The 15,858-nt window shown below is 46.1% G+C and carries 16 protein-coding genes and 2 rRNA genes (1 of these 18 cut by a window edge); 5 read left to right on the top strand and 13 right to left on the bottom strand.

Annotation, left to right across the window (positions count from 1 at the left end):
• Positions 1 to 4 precede the first annotated feature (4 nt).
• The 11 genes from GSQ66_RS15820 to GSQ66_RS15770 form a co-directional block, all read right to left on the bottom strand.
• Positions 5 to 748: an isoprenyl transferase gene (locus GSQ66_RS15820; RefSeq protein WP_162428347.1), complete on the bottom strand. Its 744-nt coding sequence runs from the start codon at positions 746 to 748 to the stop codon at positions 5 to 7.
• Positions 749 to 808: 60 nt separating this feature from the next.
• Positions 809 to 1,576, bottom strand: coding sequence for a type IX secretion system protein PorG (gene porG, locus GSQ66_RS15815; RefSeq protein WP_162428346.1), 768 nt, complete (start codon positions 1,574 to 1,576; stop codon positions 809 to 811).
• 48 nt (positions 1,577 to 1,624) lie between these two features.
• Positions 1,625 to 2,629, bottom strand: a complete 1,005-nt coding sequence (locus tag GSQ66_RS15810; RefSeq protein WP_162428345.1) for a DUF6089 family protein — start codon at positions 2,627 to 2,629, stop codon at positions 1,625 to 1,627.
• A gap of 116 nt (positions 2,630 to 2,745) precedes the next feature.
• Positions 2,746 to 3,633, bottom strand: coding sequence for an NAD kinase (locus tag GSQ66_RS15805; RefSeq protein WP_162428344.1), 888 nt, complete (start codon positions 3,631 to 3,633; stop codon positions 2,746 to 2,748).
• A 9-nt stretch (positions 3,634 to 3,642) separates the two neighbouring features.
• Entirely contained in the window at positions 3,643 to 5,028 is a 1,386-nt protein-coding gene (locus GSQ66_RS15800; protein ID WP_238395723.1) for a POTRA domain-containing protein, read from the bottom strand.
• A gap of 3 nt (positions 5,029 to 5,031) precedes the next feature.
• Positions 5,032 to 5,697, bottom strand: a complete 666-nt coding sequence (locus tag GSQ66_RS15795) for a CBS domain-containing protein (RefSeq protein ID WP_162428343.1) — start codon at positions 5,695 to 5,697, stop codon at positions 5,032 to 5,034.
• The gene (locus GSQ66_RS15790) at positions 5,694 to 6,467 is read right to left on the bottom strand and encodes an alpha/beta fold hydrolase (RefSeq protein WP_162428342.1); all 774 of its coding nucleotides are present in this window, start codon (positions 6,465 to 6,467) and stop codon (positions 5,694 to 5,696) included. The genes GSQ66_RS15795 and GSQ66_RS15790 overlap by 4 nt, the downstream gene beginning before the upstream one ends.
• A gap of 31 nt (positions 6,468 to 6,498) precedes the next feature.
• Positions 6,499 to 7,068 carry an anthranilate synthase component II gene (locus GSQ66_RS15785; protein ID WP_162428341.1) on the bottom strand — a complete coding sequence of 190 codons (570 nt, stop codon included), beginning with the start codon at positions 7,066 to 7,068 and terminating at the stop codon, positions 6,499 to 6,501.
• Positions 7,069 to 7,112: 44 nt separating this feature from the next.
• Positions 7,113 to 8,300, bottom strand: a complete 1,188-nt coding sequence (locus GSQ66_RS15780) for a hypothetical protein (RefSeq protein WP_162428340.1) — start codon at positions 8,298 to 8,300, stop codon at positions 7,113 to 7,115.
• 19 nt (positions 8,301 to 8,319) lie between these two features.
• A complete protein-coding gene (locus GSQ66_RS15775) occupies positions 8,320 to 8,838 on the bottom strand; it encodes a CvpA family protein (RefSeq protein WP_162428339.1) in 519 nt (172 codons plus the stop codon).
• Positions 8,839 to 8,972: 134 nt separating this feature from the next.
• On the bottom strand, positions 8,973 to 9,434 hold the full coding sequence (locus GSQ66_RS15770) for a GatB/YqeY domain-containing protein (RefSeq protein WP_162428338.1): 462 nt from the start codon (positions 9,432 to 9,434) through the stop codon (positions 8,973 to 8,975).
• Positions 9,435 to 9,602: 168 nt separating this feature from the next.
• Here GSQ66_RS15770 and GSQ66_RS15765 point away from each other — a divergent pair, with 168 nt between their 5' ends.
• The 5 genes from GSQ66_RS15765 to GSQ66_RS15745 all read left to right on the top strand — a co-directional run bounded on the left by GSQ66_RS15765 (position 9,603) and on the right by GSQ66_RS15745 (position 14,052).
• On the top strand, positions 9,603 to 10,316 hold the full coding sequence (locus GSQ66_RS15765) for a pyridoxine 5'-phosphate synthase (RefSeq protein WP_162429106.1): 714 nt from the start codon (positions 9,603 to 9,605) through the stop codon (positions 10,314 to 10,316).
• Positions 10,317 to 10,322: 6 nt separating this feature from the next.
• The gene (mnmH, locus tag GSQ66_RS15760; protein WP_162428337.1) at positions 10,323 to 11,351 is read left to right on the top strand and encodes a tRNA 2-selenouridine(34) synthase MnmH; all 1,029 of its coding nucleotides are present in this window, start codon (positions 10,323 to 10,325) and stop codon (positions 11,349 to 11,351) included.
• Positions 11,352 to 11,353: 2 nt separating this feature from the next.
• Positions 11,354 to 12,406 carry a selenide, water dikinase SelD gene (gene selD / locus GSQ66_RS15755; protein ID WP_162428336.1) on the top strand — a complete coding sequence of 351 codons (1,053 nt, stop codon included), beginning with the start codon at positions 11,354 to 11,356 and terminating at the stop codon, positions 12,404 to 12,406.
• Positions 12,407 to 12,598: 192 nt separating this feature from the next.
• Positions 12,599 to 13,246: an alpha/beta fold hydrolase gene (locus GSQ66_RS15750; protein WP_238395722.1), complete on the top strand. Its 648-nt coding sequence runs from the start codon at positions 12,599 to 12,601 to the stop codon at positions 13,244 to 13,246.
• A gap of 89 nt (positions 13,247 to 13,335) precedes the next feature.
• Positions 13,336 to 14,052, top strand: coding sequence for an SAM-dependent methyltransferase (locus tag GSQ66_RS15745; RefSeq protein ID WP_162428335.1), 717 nt, complete (start codon positions 13,336 to 13,338; stop codon positions 14,050 to 14,052).
• A gap of 368 nt (positions 14,053 to 14,420) precedes the next feature.
• On the opposite strand, the gene rrf is transcribed toward GSQ66_RS15745, so the two are convergent.
• A 5S ribosomal RNA gene (gene rrf / locus GSQ66_RS15740) occupies positions 14,421 to 14,532 on the bottom strand.
• Positions 14,533 to 14,660: 128 nt separating this feature from the next.
• A 23S ribosomal RNA gene (locus tag GSQ66_RS15730) occupies positions 14,661 to 15,858 on the bottom strand; it runs 1,702 nt beyond the window's last position.

The following is a 15,858-nucleotide window of genomic DNA, read 5'->3' as shown; positions in this document are numbered from 1 at the left end:
TATTTTACTTGATTAGTTGTTCACTGGTCTTTCCGAAGCGCCTTTCGCGACGTTGGTAAGATATAATTGCTTCGTATAAATGCTCCTTCCGGAAATCCGGCCAAAGCAACTCTGTTATATATAGTTCAGTATAAGCTAACTGCCACAATAAAAAATTACTGATGCGCATTTCGCCACTGGTGCGTATAAGCAGCTCCGGGTCTGGCATACCAGCCGTTCCCAGGCTATCAGCTATCATACTTTCCGAGATATCTGCGGCCTTCAGCTCGCCTTGCTCTACTTTTGTTGCCAGCTTGCGCATAGCTTGCGTTAGCTCCCAGCGGCCACTATAGCTAAGTGCCAGAACCAACGTCATACGCGAATTACCGCTTGTCATTTCTATAGCCTCTTTAAGCTCCTGCTGGCAGCTTGCCGGCAGACTTTGGGTATCACCTATAGTTTGTAAGCGTATGTTATTCTTATTTAGTGTGGCAGCCTCCTTGCGGATGGTAGTCACCAATAGCTGCATAAGTGCAGATACTTCACTGGCTGGCCTGGACCAGTTCTCTGTTGAAAAAGCATATAAGGTAAGATACTGAACGCCAAGTTCGGCGGCGGCCTCTACAGTTTCGCGCACAGCTGTAACAGCATTCTTATGCCCGAAAATGCGTAAGCCCCCTCTTTGCTTAGCCCAGCGCCCGTTACCGTCCATTATAACGGCAATGTGCCTGGGTAAATTGTTTATATCTACTTTCTCCTTAAGCTCCATTTAACCACAATTTCCTTGCAAGTTACAAAAAGCAAGATAATTTAATTAAAAATTAAATGGCTAATCTAATATACCAGGCTGGCGTCTGTATGGTGGCGGGCAATTTGCTCTGTAAAAAGTGTAGGAAATACTGATGCCGTTATAGTAGTACCAGTCTTTATCGTAGGGGTTGGCCACATGTTTTCCGTCTCCTTCCGTCAGAAAATCCATGTTATCATTAAAGAGAATGCGGGTACCAAACTCCAGGCCCAGGTTCCAGTGCTTGCTCAGCGCATATTTTATACCTACGCCAAAAGGCACGCTTACTGTAAGATCAGTATCAAAAGGCTTGTTCAGGTGGTCCAGGCTCGGGTTATCGGAAGTCAGCTTCTTGTTATAGATGAGCCCGGCAAAACCGGCGAAAAAGTACGGAGACAATCTTACCTTTTGCGAAAGGTCATAATAATCGAGGAAGTTATACTCCATCACCAGCGACACTTCAGCTAAACTCAGTCGTAGTTCTGCCTGCCTGTAGTCTGGGAGCGGCAGGTCCTGAACGCCATCGCCTATGGTATTATCATCAAAAATACGATGGCTAAGCATAACGCCGCCTCTTGCAGTAAACGTGTTGGTAAGATCTCTGCGGTAAAAAACAGTAAGCGCCGGCTGATTATTCAGGAAACGGTATTCCGGGGCAAGTTCACCTTTGTAGTTGGCACCACCAATCCCTACTCCTATCTCACTGGTAGATACTTTATACTGGGCGTGCGCTTGTGTGCTAAAAAAAGCACTCCCTATTTGCAGCATTACACAAACAAGGAGTGCTAGTTGGATTCTATGTAAAGTCATGTATTCGCTAAACAGAGTTTAGGTAACAACGCACAGTACTGTGTTCTATTATCTAAACTTAGGGCTTCTGATTCTTGGTGTTAAAATATAGTTAATGTTTACGCCCGAAACGATGTACCAGTCTTTGTCTGTTTTGTCGCCCCGGCGTATGTTTGCAGACGTTCCGTACCCGCTTAAGTGTTTATATGGTGTTCCGCTCGGGTCCGGAACTACTTGGTTTACAAACTCTCCTTCCGCACTACGGTCAGAGAAAATAGCTGATGCGGCTCTGTTAGGGCTGTTATTAGCTGAGCTTAACAACGTAGATTTATCAACATAAGAAGAACTTGCATCGTCCAGGTAATCGGTAAATGTTTTTCTCCAGCCTACCTCAAAGCTCACATCCCAGTATCGGTCTACTTTGTAACGTACGCCTAAACCAAACGGAATAGAAACCTGAACGCGTTTATATGGCTCAGGGTTATCTGCGCCATCAACATGTTGTCCTTCAGTACCCAGTGGCTGCAACTCGTACCAGCCTGTCGGTATATCCTGGTCTCCGACTAAGCCAGGGTGCGACCCTGTTTCATAATATGCTTTAGGGTTGTGGTGTAATACTGCTACTCCTACAAATCCGTAAGGCACAAAATCAGGGCGACGACGGTACGTCTGACGGTTTTCGAAAAGGTCAACTATAGCAACTGCGCTCAGCTCCTTTATATCGTTCCGGAAAGACAGGTTACGCTTGTAACGGCCTGCGTTTTCAGATTCGTTAAGAGCAGCACTTTTTATATCATCCCCGATTATACGCCCCCAATGAAAACTACCACGCACCGATATACGCGGAAAGTACCGATACGTATAACTGATGCCAATGTTGGGTCTTGTTGATTTAAAGCGAAGGCTGGTAAAATCCGGCTCCGGTACAATATCTCCGAAGTAGTTCATAGCCCCGAGGTGCACTCCAACAGATGCGTACCGCTTCCTCAGCGTAAAGCGTTGTGCTTCTGCATCTGTCGACACTAAGGTCATGGTAATAGTAAGCAGCAGAACAAGGGTACAAAGTTTTCTCATATGAATAAATGCTATGTGAGTGCCTGTTACTTACAGATACCTCTCCTCAAGTTATAAAGACAAAAATAAAGATTATGTATTATTAAAGAAATAATATTACATATATTTAATCTGCATCACTTTTGGAAGAGATTTCTGTTATCCATACCCCAATTGAGCTTACTGCGAAGCGTAGATAAAAAGTTAACATGATGTAACTTAACTAATCTTGCAACGAAGTTCTCCCTGCGTACTGCTAACTGAACATTCATATCAACGGGCACCGACCTGGAATCGAGAGAGGCAAGGTAGCTGCTGCTGCGGCCTTCCACTTCAAAAGAGATCACGCTCCTGTCTGATACTATCATGGGCCGCACATTCAGGTTGTGCGGACATACGGGTGAAATAACAAAATTGTTGGTTTGTGGCAGTACTAACGGACCTCCGGCGCTTAGCGAGTAACCTGTAGACCCGGTAGGTGTAGCTACCACTAATCCATCGGCCCAGTAAGAGTTCAGATATTCACCATCAATATACGTATGTACCGCAATCATAGATGAACTATCACGTTTTAGTACGCTAAACTCATTTAATCCGAAGTTAATGCCATCAAAAACCTCCTGATCGGAGTCCACACGTATCAGCGAACGGTCGTCTAAAGTATAATGGCCTTTGTAAAGGGCATCAATGGCAACGTTAATACTGTCGTGCGAAATGGTAGCTAAAAAACCCAAGCGGCCGGTATTAATACCCAGTATCGGAATTTGCTGTGCCCCCACATAAGTAACTGTATCCAGAAGGGTTCCGTCGCCACCTATACTCAGTACTACATCTACCCCGGTCAGGTCATCGCCACGTTTAAACGTAGGTATGTCGTTAGGTATATTCAGGGTATTCTGAAGGTATAGCTGGAAGTGCTCTACCAGCATAATATCGGTATTGCGCCGCAACAGCTCATCAAATAATTTCTGAATAAACGGTGCGATTTGCTCGCTGAATGGTTTTCCGAGTATAGCAATCTTCATAAGCAGGTTTTAAAAAGGATACCCCATGTTCAGGTATAGGCCACGGTTTCCTTCGCGGTTGGCTGTATATTCGCCGCGCAGCACAATATCGTAAAATGTTACCACATGTAACCCAATGCCCCCACCAAACAGCAACCGGTTTGTTAAAGGGTTTCTGGCTTCGTAGGTGTTATCTATAGTATAGCCGGCATCTGTAAAAGCGTTCAGGTACAGGGCTAAGGGTATCGTATTAAGCTTGGGGTTACGGATAAAATTCAGCCGGATACTTTTCAGGTTCAGTAACTCTTTCGAAAGCCCCTGTTTAAAAAGTCCGTAATGCTGCCCGCCTACCACATATAGTTCATAACCCCGCACCAGCGACCTGTACCCCAGCGCGGTATTATCGGTAACGGCAAAGTTGCTGCCCAATCTTGCCTGTGCTTCTACGCCTGCACTGTAATAAAACTTTCGGGGCAGTGCGCTATAGTTTACATACTTGGCGCGGGCAGTGGTAAAGCCGGTTCCGGTATTGTTCAGAAAAAAAGCATGGCCTATGCCAATATCAAAGTAACTGCCGCTTAAGGGGTATGCAAACGTATTCCGCTGGTTTATTACGCGGGTCAGGTCCACCCGGATATAGTTTCGGTTGGTATAGTTCGTGTTAAAATAATCGGGATTGAGCTGCGGTATGGTATCTGATACCTCTTCGTGGTAATATGCAAGCCGGAGTGCTGATTGCCGCTGCACACTTTGCCTGTGAATAAGGGCGGCGCCCACGCCTGTGCGCTTTATCGGCATGCCATCTTCCTGCTCATAAAAATACTGGCGGTTGTTACGGATGTCGTAGCTTATTGTATGGCTTCGGTAATCGGCTACGCTAACTTCGTACCCCCAGTTCCGGCTGCCCGCCAGGTACGGTACCCGGTAAGATAGTTCTATGCGGCGGTTAAAACCGTGCTGCAACCGCAATCTAACATCTTCGTTACGTCCCCTGAAGTTCCGACGTGTAAGCACCAATCCATAATCAATGCGGCGCAGGTCTTTTTTCTCGAGCCAGGCATTAAAGTTACGGTCAGCAAAATCTAAAATAGGAATGGGATAGAAATAGAAACGCTCCTGTACCTGGTAAGTAACCACAACCTGACCATTATCGCAGGTATAGCTATAGTTTACATGATGGAAAAGCCGGAGGTTATAGATGCGCTTTTGGTTTTCTTCGAGCAGGTTTTCGAGCTGTGCGGTTTCAACAGAATCACCGATTGCAAAAGTGAGCTCACGAAGCAGTACAAAGTCTTTCGTGGTTTCGTTGCCTTGTAGCTGTACATCCTGTATAACTATAACCGGAACTATACACGGCGATGCACCTGCAACTATACAGCTAAACAGCAGACCAAGAAGCAGCCCCGAACGCAGCACCGCTTATATGTCCAGGTACTTAAATAACATATCCAGCCGGTCTTTGCCAACATCAAACGTGCTGCTATCATGAAACTGGGCGGTAATACGGTACTCAAAACGCTCGAGGGTAGCTATAATGCGGGAAAGGTCAGTCGCGTTTAGTTTGAGTGTAAGCTTGATGCTATAAGGATCCAGTTCGTCCGGCGAAACATAGGCGCTCAGGATCTTGGTGTTTTCTTCTTCAATCAGGCGGCTTATCTGGCTCAGTGAGTAGTCACGTTCCGGCATGCTCAGTACCAGTATGCTGCCGTGCCCCTGCAATGCCGACATTTGCCCGAAAGCAGCCAGTGTATCGTTTATCGTGATAATGCCCATGTACTCCTGCATTTCATCGAGTACCGGCACTACCTGCGTTTTATTTTTGATAGCGGCCTCCATCACATCATAAAAATGCTGAAAGTGCATCACATACACATCCTGGTGTTCCAGCTCCACATCCTTCAGGGTTTGGTTTCTATCTGTGAGGTCTACTAAACTAAGCTCGGTAGCCATGCCCATGTATTTGCGGTTGCTTACCACGGGCAGATCATTAACACGGAACTCATCCATCCAACGCAAAGCTTTCTCTACGGTATCATAGAGCTTAAGCGGCGGGATCATTTGGTTGATGAGTTCTTCAGCGATCATGTAGTTTGTTCTACGGTAGTTTTACTTAAAAATTTCTCTAAGATACTATTAAACTTCTCCGGATGTTCCATCATTGGCGCGTGGCCACATTTATCTATAAAATATAATTCGGAGTTTGGCATCAGCCGGTTAAACTCATGTGCTACGAGCGGCGGAGTAATAGTATCGTTCAGTCCCCAGATTAACAGGGTAGGCACTTTAATGTTTGTAATATCTTTAGCCATGTTGTGGCGCTGCGCCGATTTAGCTATAGCTATAATGCGCAAGCACTTGGCATTGCTGTTGGTGATGTTAAAAACTTCGTCTACCAGTTCTTTTGTTGCCGTTTCCGGGCTATAGAATGTATAAGCAACTCGTTCTTTTACATACTCATAGTTACCACGTTTTGGAAACGAGCCGCCCATTGAGTCTTCAAACAAGCCGGAGCTACCGGTAAGTACCAGACGGTTTACTTTGGTTGGGTTATTTAAGGTATACACCAGTGCTACGTGGCCACCCAGCGAATTGCCTAACAATGTAAGGTTATTCAGTTTTTTAAACTTTACAAAGTCTTCCACAAAGTTCATTAAGCCTGGCACACCAGCTTTATGCAGGGCCATTTCGTAAATGGGCATAAGCGGAATAACCACGCGGTAATTCTTTGAGAAATGATCTACGACGCCTTTCCAGTTGCTGAGAGCTCCAAACAGTCCGTGCAGTAATAACAGCACTTCTCCCTGGCCTTCATCTATATACTGAAACTCGCCTTCTTGCCTGATTTGTAGATCCATAATAGGGGGTAAACTAAACAGAAAATATAATTTATACTGCAATATTAGCAATACTCAGCCAATTTCGTATCATTTCTAAGCCATAAGTAGTAAGTGCTGCCTCCGGATGAAACTGTAACGCATACAGTGGCAACGAGTTATGTTTAAACGCCATCAGCTCGCCATTTTCAGTATGTGCCAGCGGAACTATAGCTGGCGGTATATCCTGTAATACAAGCGAATGGTACCGTACCACATCCATTTTTTCGGGCAGGTTTTTAAAGATCGGGTCAGGCTCACAGGTTATTTCAGAGATTTTGCCATGCATTGGTTTTTCTCCCTTCTCCAGCTTTGCCCCGAAGAACTCGCCCAGCGCCTGGTGGCCCAAACAAATGCCCAGCATCGGCACGCGCGCATGGTATTCGTGTATTACGTCCATCATTACGCCTGCATTCTTCGGTATTCCCGGCCCCGGCGACAGAACTATAGCTTTTAGCGGAAGCCTCTTTATTTCCGGCAACGGTACATCATTTCTCACCACATGCGCTTCCACCCCTAACTGTCCAAAGTAATCTACCAGGTTGTAGGTAAAAGAATCAAAGTTATCGAGCAGGAGGAGCATGGAAGTTTTGAAATTTGGGAATGTGGAGCTAGGATAAACTCTACCTATAGCTTTTGTATAGTTGGTTTTACCAAGTGATACTCTTTAATATATTCTGTAAGGAAAGCTTCTACCTTTTTCTCATTTATGTTCATAATGGCTGCAAAAGTCTTGATAAACGACTCGTACGTATTCTCGCTTTCTTCCAATTGCCTAAAACCTTTCACACCCTTTTTATCATGCACCAGTTGGTATACAATAGCCCCGGCTACATACCTTGGGCTTTGATTTGTGGCATATATAAATTTGTTTTCATATAGATCTTTGAATGTAGTTTTTGGATGATTCTGATAGAGATCCTTCGACAAGCTCCACAAGGTTTGCTGATAGGGTGTACGTCCGTCTACGCCACCCAGGTAAGTGGCAATGCCTTCTGCCAAAAAATAATTTTTGACGGGGTGGTAGAGCATGTGAACAAACTCATGTAAATGATCTTCTCTTCCATAAGCTGAGAAAACGCGGTTATAGTTCTTTCTGACAAAGCCTGTTTGGTATGCCAGCCAGTAATCCATATTAAAGAGCCGTCCCAATTCTTCCTCCGAAGACATCACATAGAAATCAAATGGCTTAGCATTTGGAATATCTAATGTGGCAATCACTGAATCTATAAACGTATTTGATTTTTCAGCTTTTGTCAGGTCGAAATCGAATGAGCGGGGATAATGAAAGGTAATCCATTTTGTTTTATACTGGCTCCACTTCTTCAGCTCGTTAGACCAGGTATTTTCCAACTTCCAATTGCCTGCTTCGTCCTTTGCCGCATAATATCGAAGTATAAAAGGCGGATTCATTTTATGCTCTTTCATCCACAACTGTAAAGTGTCTGCGGACAACAGTATTCGGGATATATACTTATCTCCAACAGGAGCTATACTTAAAATGTTAGGCTTAAAATAAGTAAATAGCTGCTTACTGTTCATGTTATAAAACAGATAAAAAGCTGCCTGGTCAAAATTATCTCTTTTCTGAGTATAAAAGTAATCTACTTCGTTCTTGTTCCAATATGGGTTATTGTACAAACTATCAGGGCTAGAATTGAAATAATCTCCAATTAGTTTGTACACCAACTTCACATCTTGCTGTGTCGTATCAACCCGCGCAGTAAGGTGTGGCTTAACCTGCCCGAAAGCTAGCGTTACAGCAAGTAAACTCAGAACGATAGAGCAAACTATAAGGCGAAGTTTTAATATCATAGATAATTTGTCTCTACTGTTAGAAAAACCCCTTCAAAGATTCAACCAATGTCTTCACGAACGGCAGCACATAACCCAGAATGTTCAGGGCGTAAGGAGTGGCTTTTAGAACAACCGGGTAAACTATAGATTCGGAAGCAGTTTTATCGGTAATGCTGATGCCGGCCATATCGGAAACGTAAAGCAACAAACTTATGGCAAAACACCATTTAATAGCGCCAAGCACCGCTCCCAGAAAATTATCGAAGAAACCGAAGGGGGTGAAATCAATGATTTTTTTGAGAATAAACCCGGTCAGGTAAACTATAAGTATGATGGCGATAAATACAACTATAAAGGTCAGGTATGGCAGTACTCCCCCCACGTCGCCAACAAAATCCCGAACTATAGGCAGTGCCGCGTTCAGAAATTTGAGCCCGCCAAGTATAGCCAGTACCAGCGCCAGCAAAGACACCAACTCCAGCAGCAAGCCTTTGCGGTAGCCCATAAACGCGCCAAACAAAATCAGGATCAGCAGAAAATAATCGAAGGTACTCATACCTGTAAACTATAGCTAAAAATTAAAAAGCGCTGCTGCACCGGTGTAAAGCCAGTGCAGCAGCGCTAAGATAATTATATTCAGTATAGTGCACCAACTATAAATTGATGCTATTTCTATAGTTTAACAGGAGATTAAAAATCGGTATTATTCAGCAGCGCACCTACTGCCGAAGAAATAGCACGCCCATCTGCCTGGCCAGCCAGTTCTTTAGATGCCACACCCATTACACGACCCAGATCCGAAGGCCCCGTAGCACCTACACGCTGAATAATTTCCAGCAATCTTGAGCGCAGGTCGCCTTCATCCAGTTGCTTTGGCAGGTATTCTTCTATCACGGCCAGTTCACCCAGCTCAATCTGCTCCAGGTCTTCGCGGTTTTGCTGTGCGTATACCTCCGCCGATTCGCGGCGCTGTTTAGCAGCTTTTGTTAGTAGTTTCAGTTCAGTATCCTGGGTTAAGCCTTCGCCGGCGCCTTTTTCGGTTTCGGCCAGCAGTATCAGCGATTTTATACTTCGCAGTGCCTGTAAACGTGGTTTATCTTTTGCCAGCATGGCCTGCTTTATGTCGCCTTCTACTCTTTCTTTTAAGGTCATAGTTTTTAATATTTATAGTATGTGTCAGTACAAGGAGTTATGCTACTTCTACGGTGCTTTTGCAGTTACGGCAATAGCCCGGGCATAACATCTTATTTAAATTTCCATTAATTTAGTCATCTCGTTTATAATAACTATAGCCGGATGCGTAACCGGCCACCCAATATCATGACCAAACTGAGTGTAAATATAAACAAAATAGCCACGCTTCGGAATGCCCGTGGCGGGGACAGGCCCAATGTAGTGCAGGCAGCAAAGGACTGCGAGCGTTTCGGAGCGCAGGGCATCACCGTGCACCCGCGCCCTGACGAGCGCCATATCCGTTACCAGGATGTATACGACCTGAAGCCGATCGTTACCACCGAATTTAACATAGAAGGCAACCCGACTCCTGATTTTCTGAAACTAGTAAAAGATGTGAAACCGGAGCAGGTAACTTTCGTGCCCGATGCCCCGGATGCCATCACATCAAATGCCGGCTGGGATACGCTAAAGCATCAAGATTTTCTGACGGATATTATCGGAGAAATGAAAGCGCTTGGAATCCGTACATCTATTTTTGTGGATCCGGTGGAAAGCATGATTGAAGGCGCAGCTATAGTTGGCACCGACCGCGTAGAACTATACACCGAAGATTACGCCCGCCACTATCACACCAACCGCGAAGCAGCCATTGCCCCTTATGTAAAAGCAGCTCTCAAAGCACAGGAATTCGGCATCGGCCTGAACGCTGGCCATGACCTTGACCTGGACAACCTGAAGTACCTGAAAGAAAACCTGCCGGGCCTGCTGGAAGTGAGTATAGGCCACGCCCTGATCTGTGATGCGCTGTACTTTGGCCTGGAGAACACCATACAACTATACCTGCGCCAGCTTAAATAACCTACTTTGATAAACTCCATCACAATAGAAGAGTTTCTGCGGAAAGCTGAAAAGCTGCCTGTGCTGGATGCGCGCGCACCCAAAGAGTATGAAGCCGGCCATATTTTACAAGCGCAAAGTTTCCCTATTTTTACAGATGAAGAGCGGGCTATAGTTGGTACATCCTACAAAAAGCAAGGCCACGATCCGGCAGTGTTATTAGGCTTGGATTTGTTCGGCCCAAAGATGTCTCAGTTTGTAAAAGAAGCTACTAAAATTGCTCCTGATAAAGAAGTGCTGTTGCATTGCTGGCGCGGCGGCATGCGGAGCGGTGCCATGGCCTGGCTCCTGAGCTTCGCTGGTTTTAAAGTTCACCTGCTGCAGGGCGGCTATAAAGCGTATCGTCATTTTATACAGGAGCAGTTCGCCAAGCCCTGGCCTATTGTTGTGCTCAGCGGCTTTACAGGCAGCGGGAAAACTGATATCCTGCCTCACCTGCAGCAACTAGGCCAGCAAACTATAGACTTAGAGGGATTGGCACACCACAAAGGCTCCGCTTTCGGAAGCATAGGTATGCCCGCGCAGCCAACTACTGAACACTTCGAAAATCTGCTTGCCTCTGAACTTTTAAAACTAAATCCACAGCAGGCGGTTTGGTTTGAAGATGAAGGCGTAACGATAGGTCGCATAAAAATGCCTCACGAATTCTTTACCAACATGCAGCAGCGACCAACTATAGTTATAGATATACCCAAGAGATTACGTGTTCAAAAGCTGGCCAACGAGTATTGCCGCACCGATAATACATTATTGGAGTCATCTATACTTAAAATAAAGAAACGCTTGGGCGGATTGGCTACGCAGGAAGCACTGGACGCCATTGCTACCGGAGACATGGAAAAGATGGTCGAGATCGCCCTTACTTATTACGACAAAGCCTATCATTTTCAGCTTAATCCTAAAAAGCAGGTGCTTACTCTCCCGCTGCAATCCATAGATCCCGAAGAGAACGCACAGCAGATACTAGCCTTTGCTAAAACCAACAACCTGATTTAAACATGGAAGAGTTAACAGCACAAACTATAAAACTTACCCAATACAGCCATGGAGCCGGCTGTGGCTGCAAAATTGCCCCAAAGGTTTTAGATGCGATACTTCATTCCGATATCACGTATCCTGAAAACGATAAGCTACTGGTAGGAAACAGTTCCCGCGATGATGCCGCCGTGTACGACATTGGCCAGGGCCGCGCTGTTATCAGTACTACCGACTTTTTTATGCCGATCGTGGATGATGCATATGATTTTGGTCGTATTGCGTCTGCCAATGCTATTTCTGATGTGTATGCGATGGGCGGTTCTCCGATAATGGCTATTGCAGTATTAGGTTGGCCGATAGATAAACTGGCGCCCGAAGTTGCAAAACGTGTAATAGAAGGCAGCCGCAGCATCTGTCATGAAGCAGGAATTCCCTTAGCCGGCGGCCATAGCATCGACAGCCCTGAGCCTATTTTCGGCCTGGCAGTAACCGGCATGCTCGACATCCCGAACCTGAAACGAAACGATACCGCTACCGCCGGCTGCGAGCTATACTTAACAAAGCCAATCGGGGTAGGTATTCTTACCACCGCCCAGAAAAAAGCGATACTCAAGGCAGAACACGTACATATTGCGCCACAGCAAATGATGCAGCTGAATAAGATTGGAGCAGAGTTAGGCAAACTGCCCCAAGTAAAAGCCATGACGGATGTAACTGGTTTCGGGTTGATGGGTCACTTATCAGAAATGTGTGAAGGCAGCAATTTAACGGCAGAAGTTTACTTTGATAAAGTACCTGTAATACCGGAGGCGTTGGAATACCTGGCGCAAAAAGCCATACCTGGCGGCACACACCGCAACTTCGACAGTTATGGCTACAAACTCGCAGACCTTACCCCAGATCAGAAGCACCTGCTCTGCGACCCGCAAACCAGCGGTGGCTTATTAGTAGCCGTTGATCCTGCTGGTCGTGATGAGGTGTTGCAGCTATTTGCAAAGTATAACCTGAACCTCCAACCGTTGGGTAAACTAAAAGAGCGGCAAGCTGATGAGAAACTGATAAGAGTGGTTTAACTTTTAAGCTACCTACTACCGTAAACTCATAAACTGATATCTATTTACTATTAACTGATTCCTGAGATTAATGAAACTAAACTATAAAGAAATGGGCCATGGTCAGCCGCTGCTTATCCTGCACGGTTTATTTGGCACATTAGACAATTGGCAGACTTTAGCAAAACGCCTAGCAGAGCATTATAACGTTTTTTGATAGATCTTCGTAACCACGGACGCTCCCCACACAGCGAACAGCACGATTATGATGCTATGGTAGCTGATGTTCTTGAACTGGTAGATGATCTCCAGATTCCGACGCCAGCTATTATGGGTCATTCTATGGGTGGAAAAGTAGCCATGAATTATGCGCTTAAATACCCTACCCGTATCACCAAGCTTATAGTAGTAGACATTGCTCCCAAAGCATACCCGCCCCACCACGACGAGATCATCGATGCCCTACAGTCTGTTGACCTGAGCACTGTTACCAGTCGTGGAGAAGTTGATGCACAATTAGCGAAAGGCATAAAGGAAGACGAGGTGCGCCTGTTCCTGATGAAGAATCTTTACCGCAAGGATGACAATACGTTTGGCTGGCGCATGAACCTGGATGCGATCGAGAAGAACTATGAAAAAGTAGCAGCGGAAATCACATCGGAGGTGCCTTTCAAGAAACATACACTATTTATAAAAGGGGGGCGCTCAAGATATATTAAGCCGGAAGATGTATATGGCTCTATCGAACACCTGTTTACATTAGTACAAGTAGAAACAATACCTGATGCCGGCCATTGGGTACATGCCGAAGCTCCGAACGAAGTTTATGACCTGGTCACAACATTTTTAAACGCAGAATAAATAACCACAACGATTTGCAAAAGCTGCTCCTGCATTAGCACTGGCAGCTTTTTCGTTTCTACAACCACTATAGTTTAGATTTTAACCTCATGAAGAAGACAGGCAACTTATATTTAATTCCAACTATACTTGCAGAAGGCACTGCCGGCCAGGTCATCTCTCCTCAGGTAAAAGATACTGTCGTGCACCTTAGCTATTTTATAGTTGAGAACCTTCGCACTGCACGCCGCTATATAAAAACAATCTGCCCGGAATTGATAATTGAAGAACTAAGCTTTGTGCAGATAGATAAGGATGCTACGCCTGCTCAGGTGCAGGCCGCTTTAAAACCGCTCGTTGATAAAGGTATAGATGCAGGTATTATTTCAGAAGCCGGTTGCCCTGGCATAGCTGACCCAGGGGCTGAAGTTGTAAAATATGCGCACCAGAAAGCTATAAAAGTAGTGCCATTTGCAGGACCTTCGGCTATACTTCTGAGTTTGATGGCCAGCGGTTTTAATGGTCAGCAATTCGCATTCCATGGATACCTGCCCATCGATAAAAGCCCACGCTTACAAGCTTTGAGACAACTTGAAAAAGAGATGCAGCAACGCAATCAAACGCAGATCTTTATGGAAACTCCATATAGAAACAACAAGCTGCTTGAAGATCTGCTCAACACTCTACACCCGGAAACTAAGCTATGTATAGCAGCTAATATTACCTCGCCTGAACTAGAGTATATTCAAACCAAAACAATACAGCAGTGGAAAGGGAAACTACCAGACATTCATAAGCAACCCGCGGTATTCCTGATCTATAAGTAGAGCAATTCTTTACAAACTATTGTCTCAAAATTTAAAAACTCTAAATTCAACGCCATGGCCCTTGCATTAAAAGCAAGGGCTTTTTTTGTAAACCCCCTTATCTACCAATCCAAATTTGTTGCACTTTCATTGAGAGTGACTTATGTTAAAACCCCTAATAGTGCAAGCTTAATTCGGGGTACCATTTCCCTTCTGGTACAGGTATATTGTGGTATTTAGGATGGCTCCCTACGGCGGTTCCTGCATGGTTCCTTCCGCTACGCACTTGCTCAACCTTACTGCCCTTCCCTGCTGATCATGCCTTAAATGGTGGAGGGTCTTAAAACGGCAACACCCCCCGCTATTGCTAACGGGGGTGCTGGTTATAGGGTTGGCGGCCACCTACTCTCCCGGTTGTGACACCAGTACCATCGGCGCGTCCGGGCTTAACTTCTCTGTTCGGGATGGGAAGAGGTGCTCACCGGAGCCATAGCCACCATTATTTTTACACGGGGGGTGCCGTGCGTCGTATTTTATGACAATGAAGGAAAAAAAGAGTGCTTTTGCGTGTGGAAGGAGAAAAAGCTGCGGGCAGGTCCTTTCGGAACCGGCTCGCTTTCCCTTTCGGGGTGGGAACGCTCCCGGGCAATTAGTATGGCTCGGCTGTGGTATTTCTACCTTTACACCTGCCACCTATCAACGTCATCGTCTCTGACGGCCCTTACAGGGAGATCTCATCTTGGGGTGGGTTTCGCACTTAGATGCTTTCAGCGCTTATCCCATCCGAGCGTAGCTACCCTGCGCTGCATCTGGCGATACAACAGGTGCACCAGCGGCTCGTCCAACCCGGTCCTCTCGTACTAAGGTCAGAACCCCGCAAATCTCCAACGCCCGCAACAGATAGGGACCGAACTGTCTCACGACGTTCTGAACCCAGCTCGCGTGCCACTTTAATCGGCGAACAGCCGAACCCTTGGGACCTTCTCCAGCCCCAGGACGTGACGAGCCGACATCGAGGTGCCAAACCTCCCCGTCGATATGAGCTCTTGGGGGAGATCAGCCTGTTATCCCCAGAGTACCTTTTATCCTTTGAGCGATGGCCCTTCCATGCGGAACCACCGGATCACTATATCCGTCTTTCGACCCTGCTCGGCTTGTAGGCCTCACAGTCAAGCACCCTTGTGCTATTGCGCTCTGCGTACGGTTACCAAGCGTACTGAGGGTACCTTTGAAAGCCTCCGTTACTGTTTTGGAGGCGACCACCCCAGTCAAACTACCCACCAAGCACTGTCCCCTTTGGTCAGGTTAGGCGCCAAGCAACTCAAGGGCCGTATTTCAAGGTTGGCTCCACGATGCCTAGCGACACCGCTTCATAGCCTCCGGCCTATCCTACACATGAGTTACCCAGCGTCAATGCTAAGCTATAGTAAAGGTTCATGGGGTCTTTCCGTCCCGTTGCGGGTACTCGGCATCTTCACCGAGACTACAATTTCACCGAGCTCACGGCTGAGACAGCGCCCAGATCGTTACACCATTCGTGCAGGTCGGAACTTACCCGACAAGGAATTTCGCTACCTTAGGACCGTTATAGTTACGGCCGCCGTTTACCGGGGCTTCGATTCAATGCTTCGCCCATTGCTGAACTAACATCCCCTCTTAACCTTCCGGCACCGGGCAGGTGTCAGGCCTTATACGTCATCTCTCGATTTAGCAAAGCCATGTGTTTTTGTTAAACAGTCGCCTGGGCCTTTTCACTGCGGCTTCTTGTATTGCTACAAGGAAGCGCCCCTTCTCCCGAAGTTACAGGGCCATTTTGCCGAGTTCCTT

The organism is Pontibacter pudoricolor (assembly GCF_010092985.1).
Taxonomy (GTDB): domain Bacteria; phylum Bacteroidota; class Bacteroidia; order Cytophagales; family Hymenobacteraceae; genus Pontibacter; species Pontibacter pudoricolor.
Note: the sequence above shows the minus strand (reverse complement) of the source record. Positions and strands in the feature narration are given on the sequence as shown.

What these genes read in the sequence shown, in the direction of transcription:
- GSQ66_RS15820 (WP_162428347.1), bottom strand. Translation starts at nt 748, where the DNA reads ATGGAGCTTAAGGAGAAAGTAGATATAAACAATTTACCCAGGCACATT.
- porG (WP_162428346.1), bottom strand. Translation starts at nt 1,576, where the DNA reads ATGACTTTACATAGAATCCAACTAGCACTCCTTGTTTGTGTAATGCTG.
- GSQ66_RS15810 (WP_162428345.1), bottom strand. Translation starts at nt 2,629, where the DNA reads ATGAGAAAACTTTGTACCCTTGTTCTGCTGCTTACTATTACCATGACC.
- GSQ66_RS15805 (WP_162428344.1), bottom strand. Translation starts at nt 3,633, where the DNA reads ATGAAGATTGCTATACTCGGAAAACCATTCAGCGAGCAAATCGCACCG.
- GSQ66_RS15795 (WP_162428343.1), bottom strand. Translation starts at nt 5,697, where the DNA reads ATGATCGCTGAAGAACTCATCAACCAAATGATCCCGCCGCTTAAGCTC.
- GSQ66_RS15790 (WP_162428342.1), bottom strand. Translation starts at nt 6,467, where the DNA reads ATGGATCTACAAATCAGGCAAGAAGGCGAGTTTCAGTATATAGATGAA.
- GSQ66_RS15785 (WP_162428341.1), bottom strand. Translation starts at nt 7,068, where the DNA reads ATGCTCCTCCTGCTCGATAACTTTGATTCTTTTACCTACAACCTGGTA.
- GSQ66_RS15780 (WP_162428340.1), bottom strand. Translation starts at nt 8,300, where the DNA reads ATGATATTAAAACTTCGCCTTATAGTTTGCTCTATCGTTCTGAGTTTA.
- GSQ66_RS15775 (WP_162428339.1), bottom strand. Translation starts at nt 8,838, where the DNA reads ATGAGTACCTTCGATTATTTTCTGCTGATCCTGATTTTGTTTGGCGCG.
- GSQ66_RS15770 (WP_162428338.1), bottom strand. Translation starts at nt 9,434, where the DNA reads ATGACCTTAAAAGAAAGAGTAGAAGGCGACATAAAGCAGGCCATGCTG.
- GSQ66_RS15765 (WP_162429106.1), top strand. Translation starts at nt 9,603, where the DNA reads ATGACCAAACTGAGTGTAAATATAAACAAAATAGCCACGCTTCGGAAT.
- selD (WP_162428336.1), top strand. Translation starts at nt 11,354, where the DNA reads ATGGAAGAGTTAACAGCACAAACTATAAAACTTACCCAATACAGCCAT.
- GSQ66_RS15745 (WP_162428335.1), top strand. Translation starts at nt 13,336, where the DNA reads ATGAAGAAGACAGGCAACTTATATTTAATTCCAACTATACTTGCAGAA.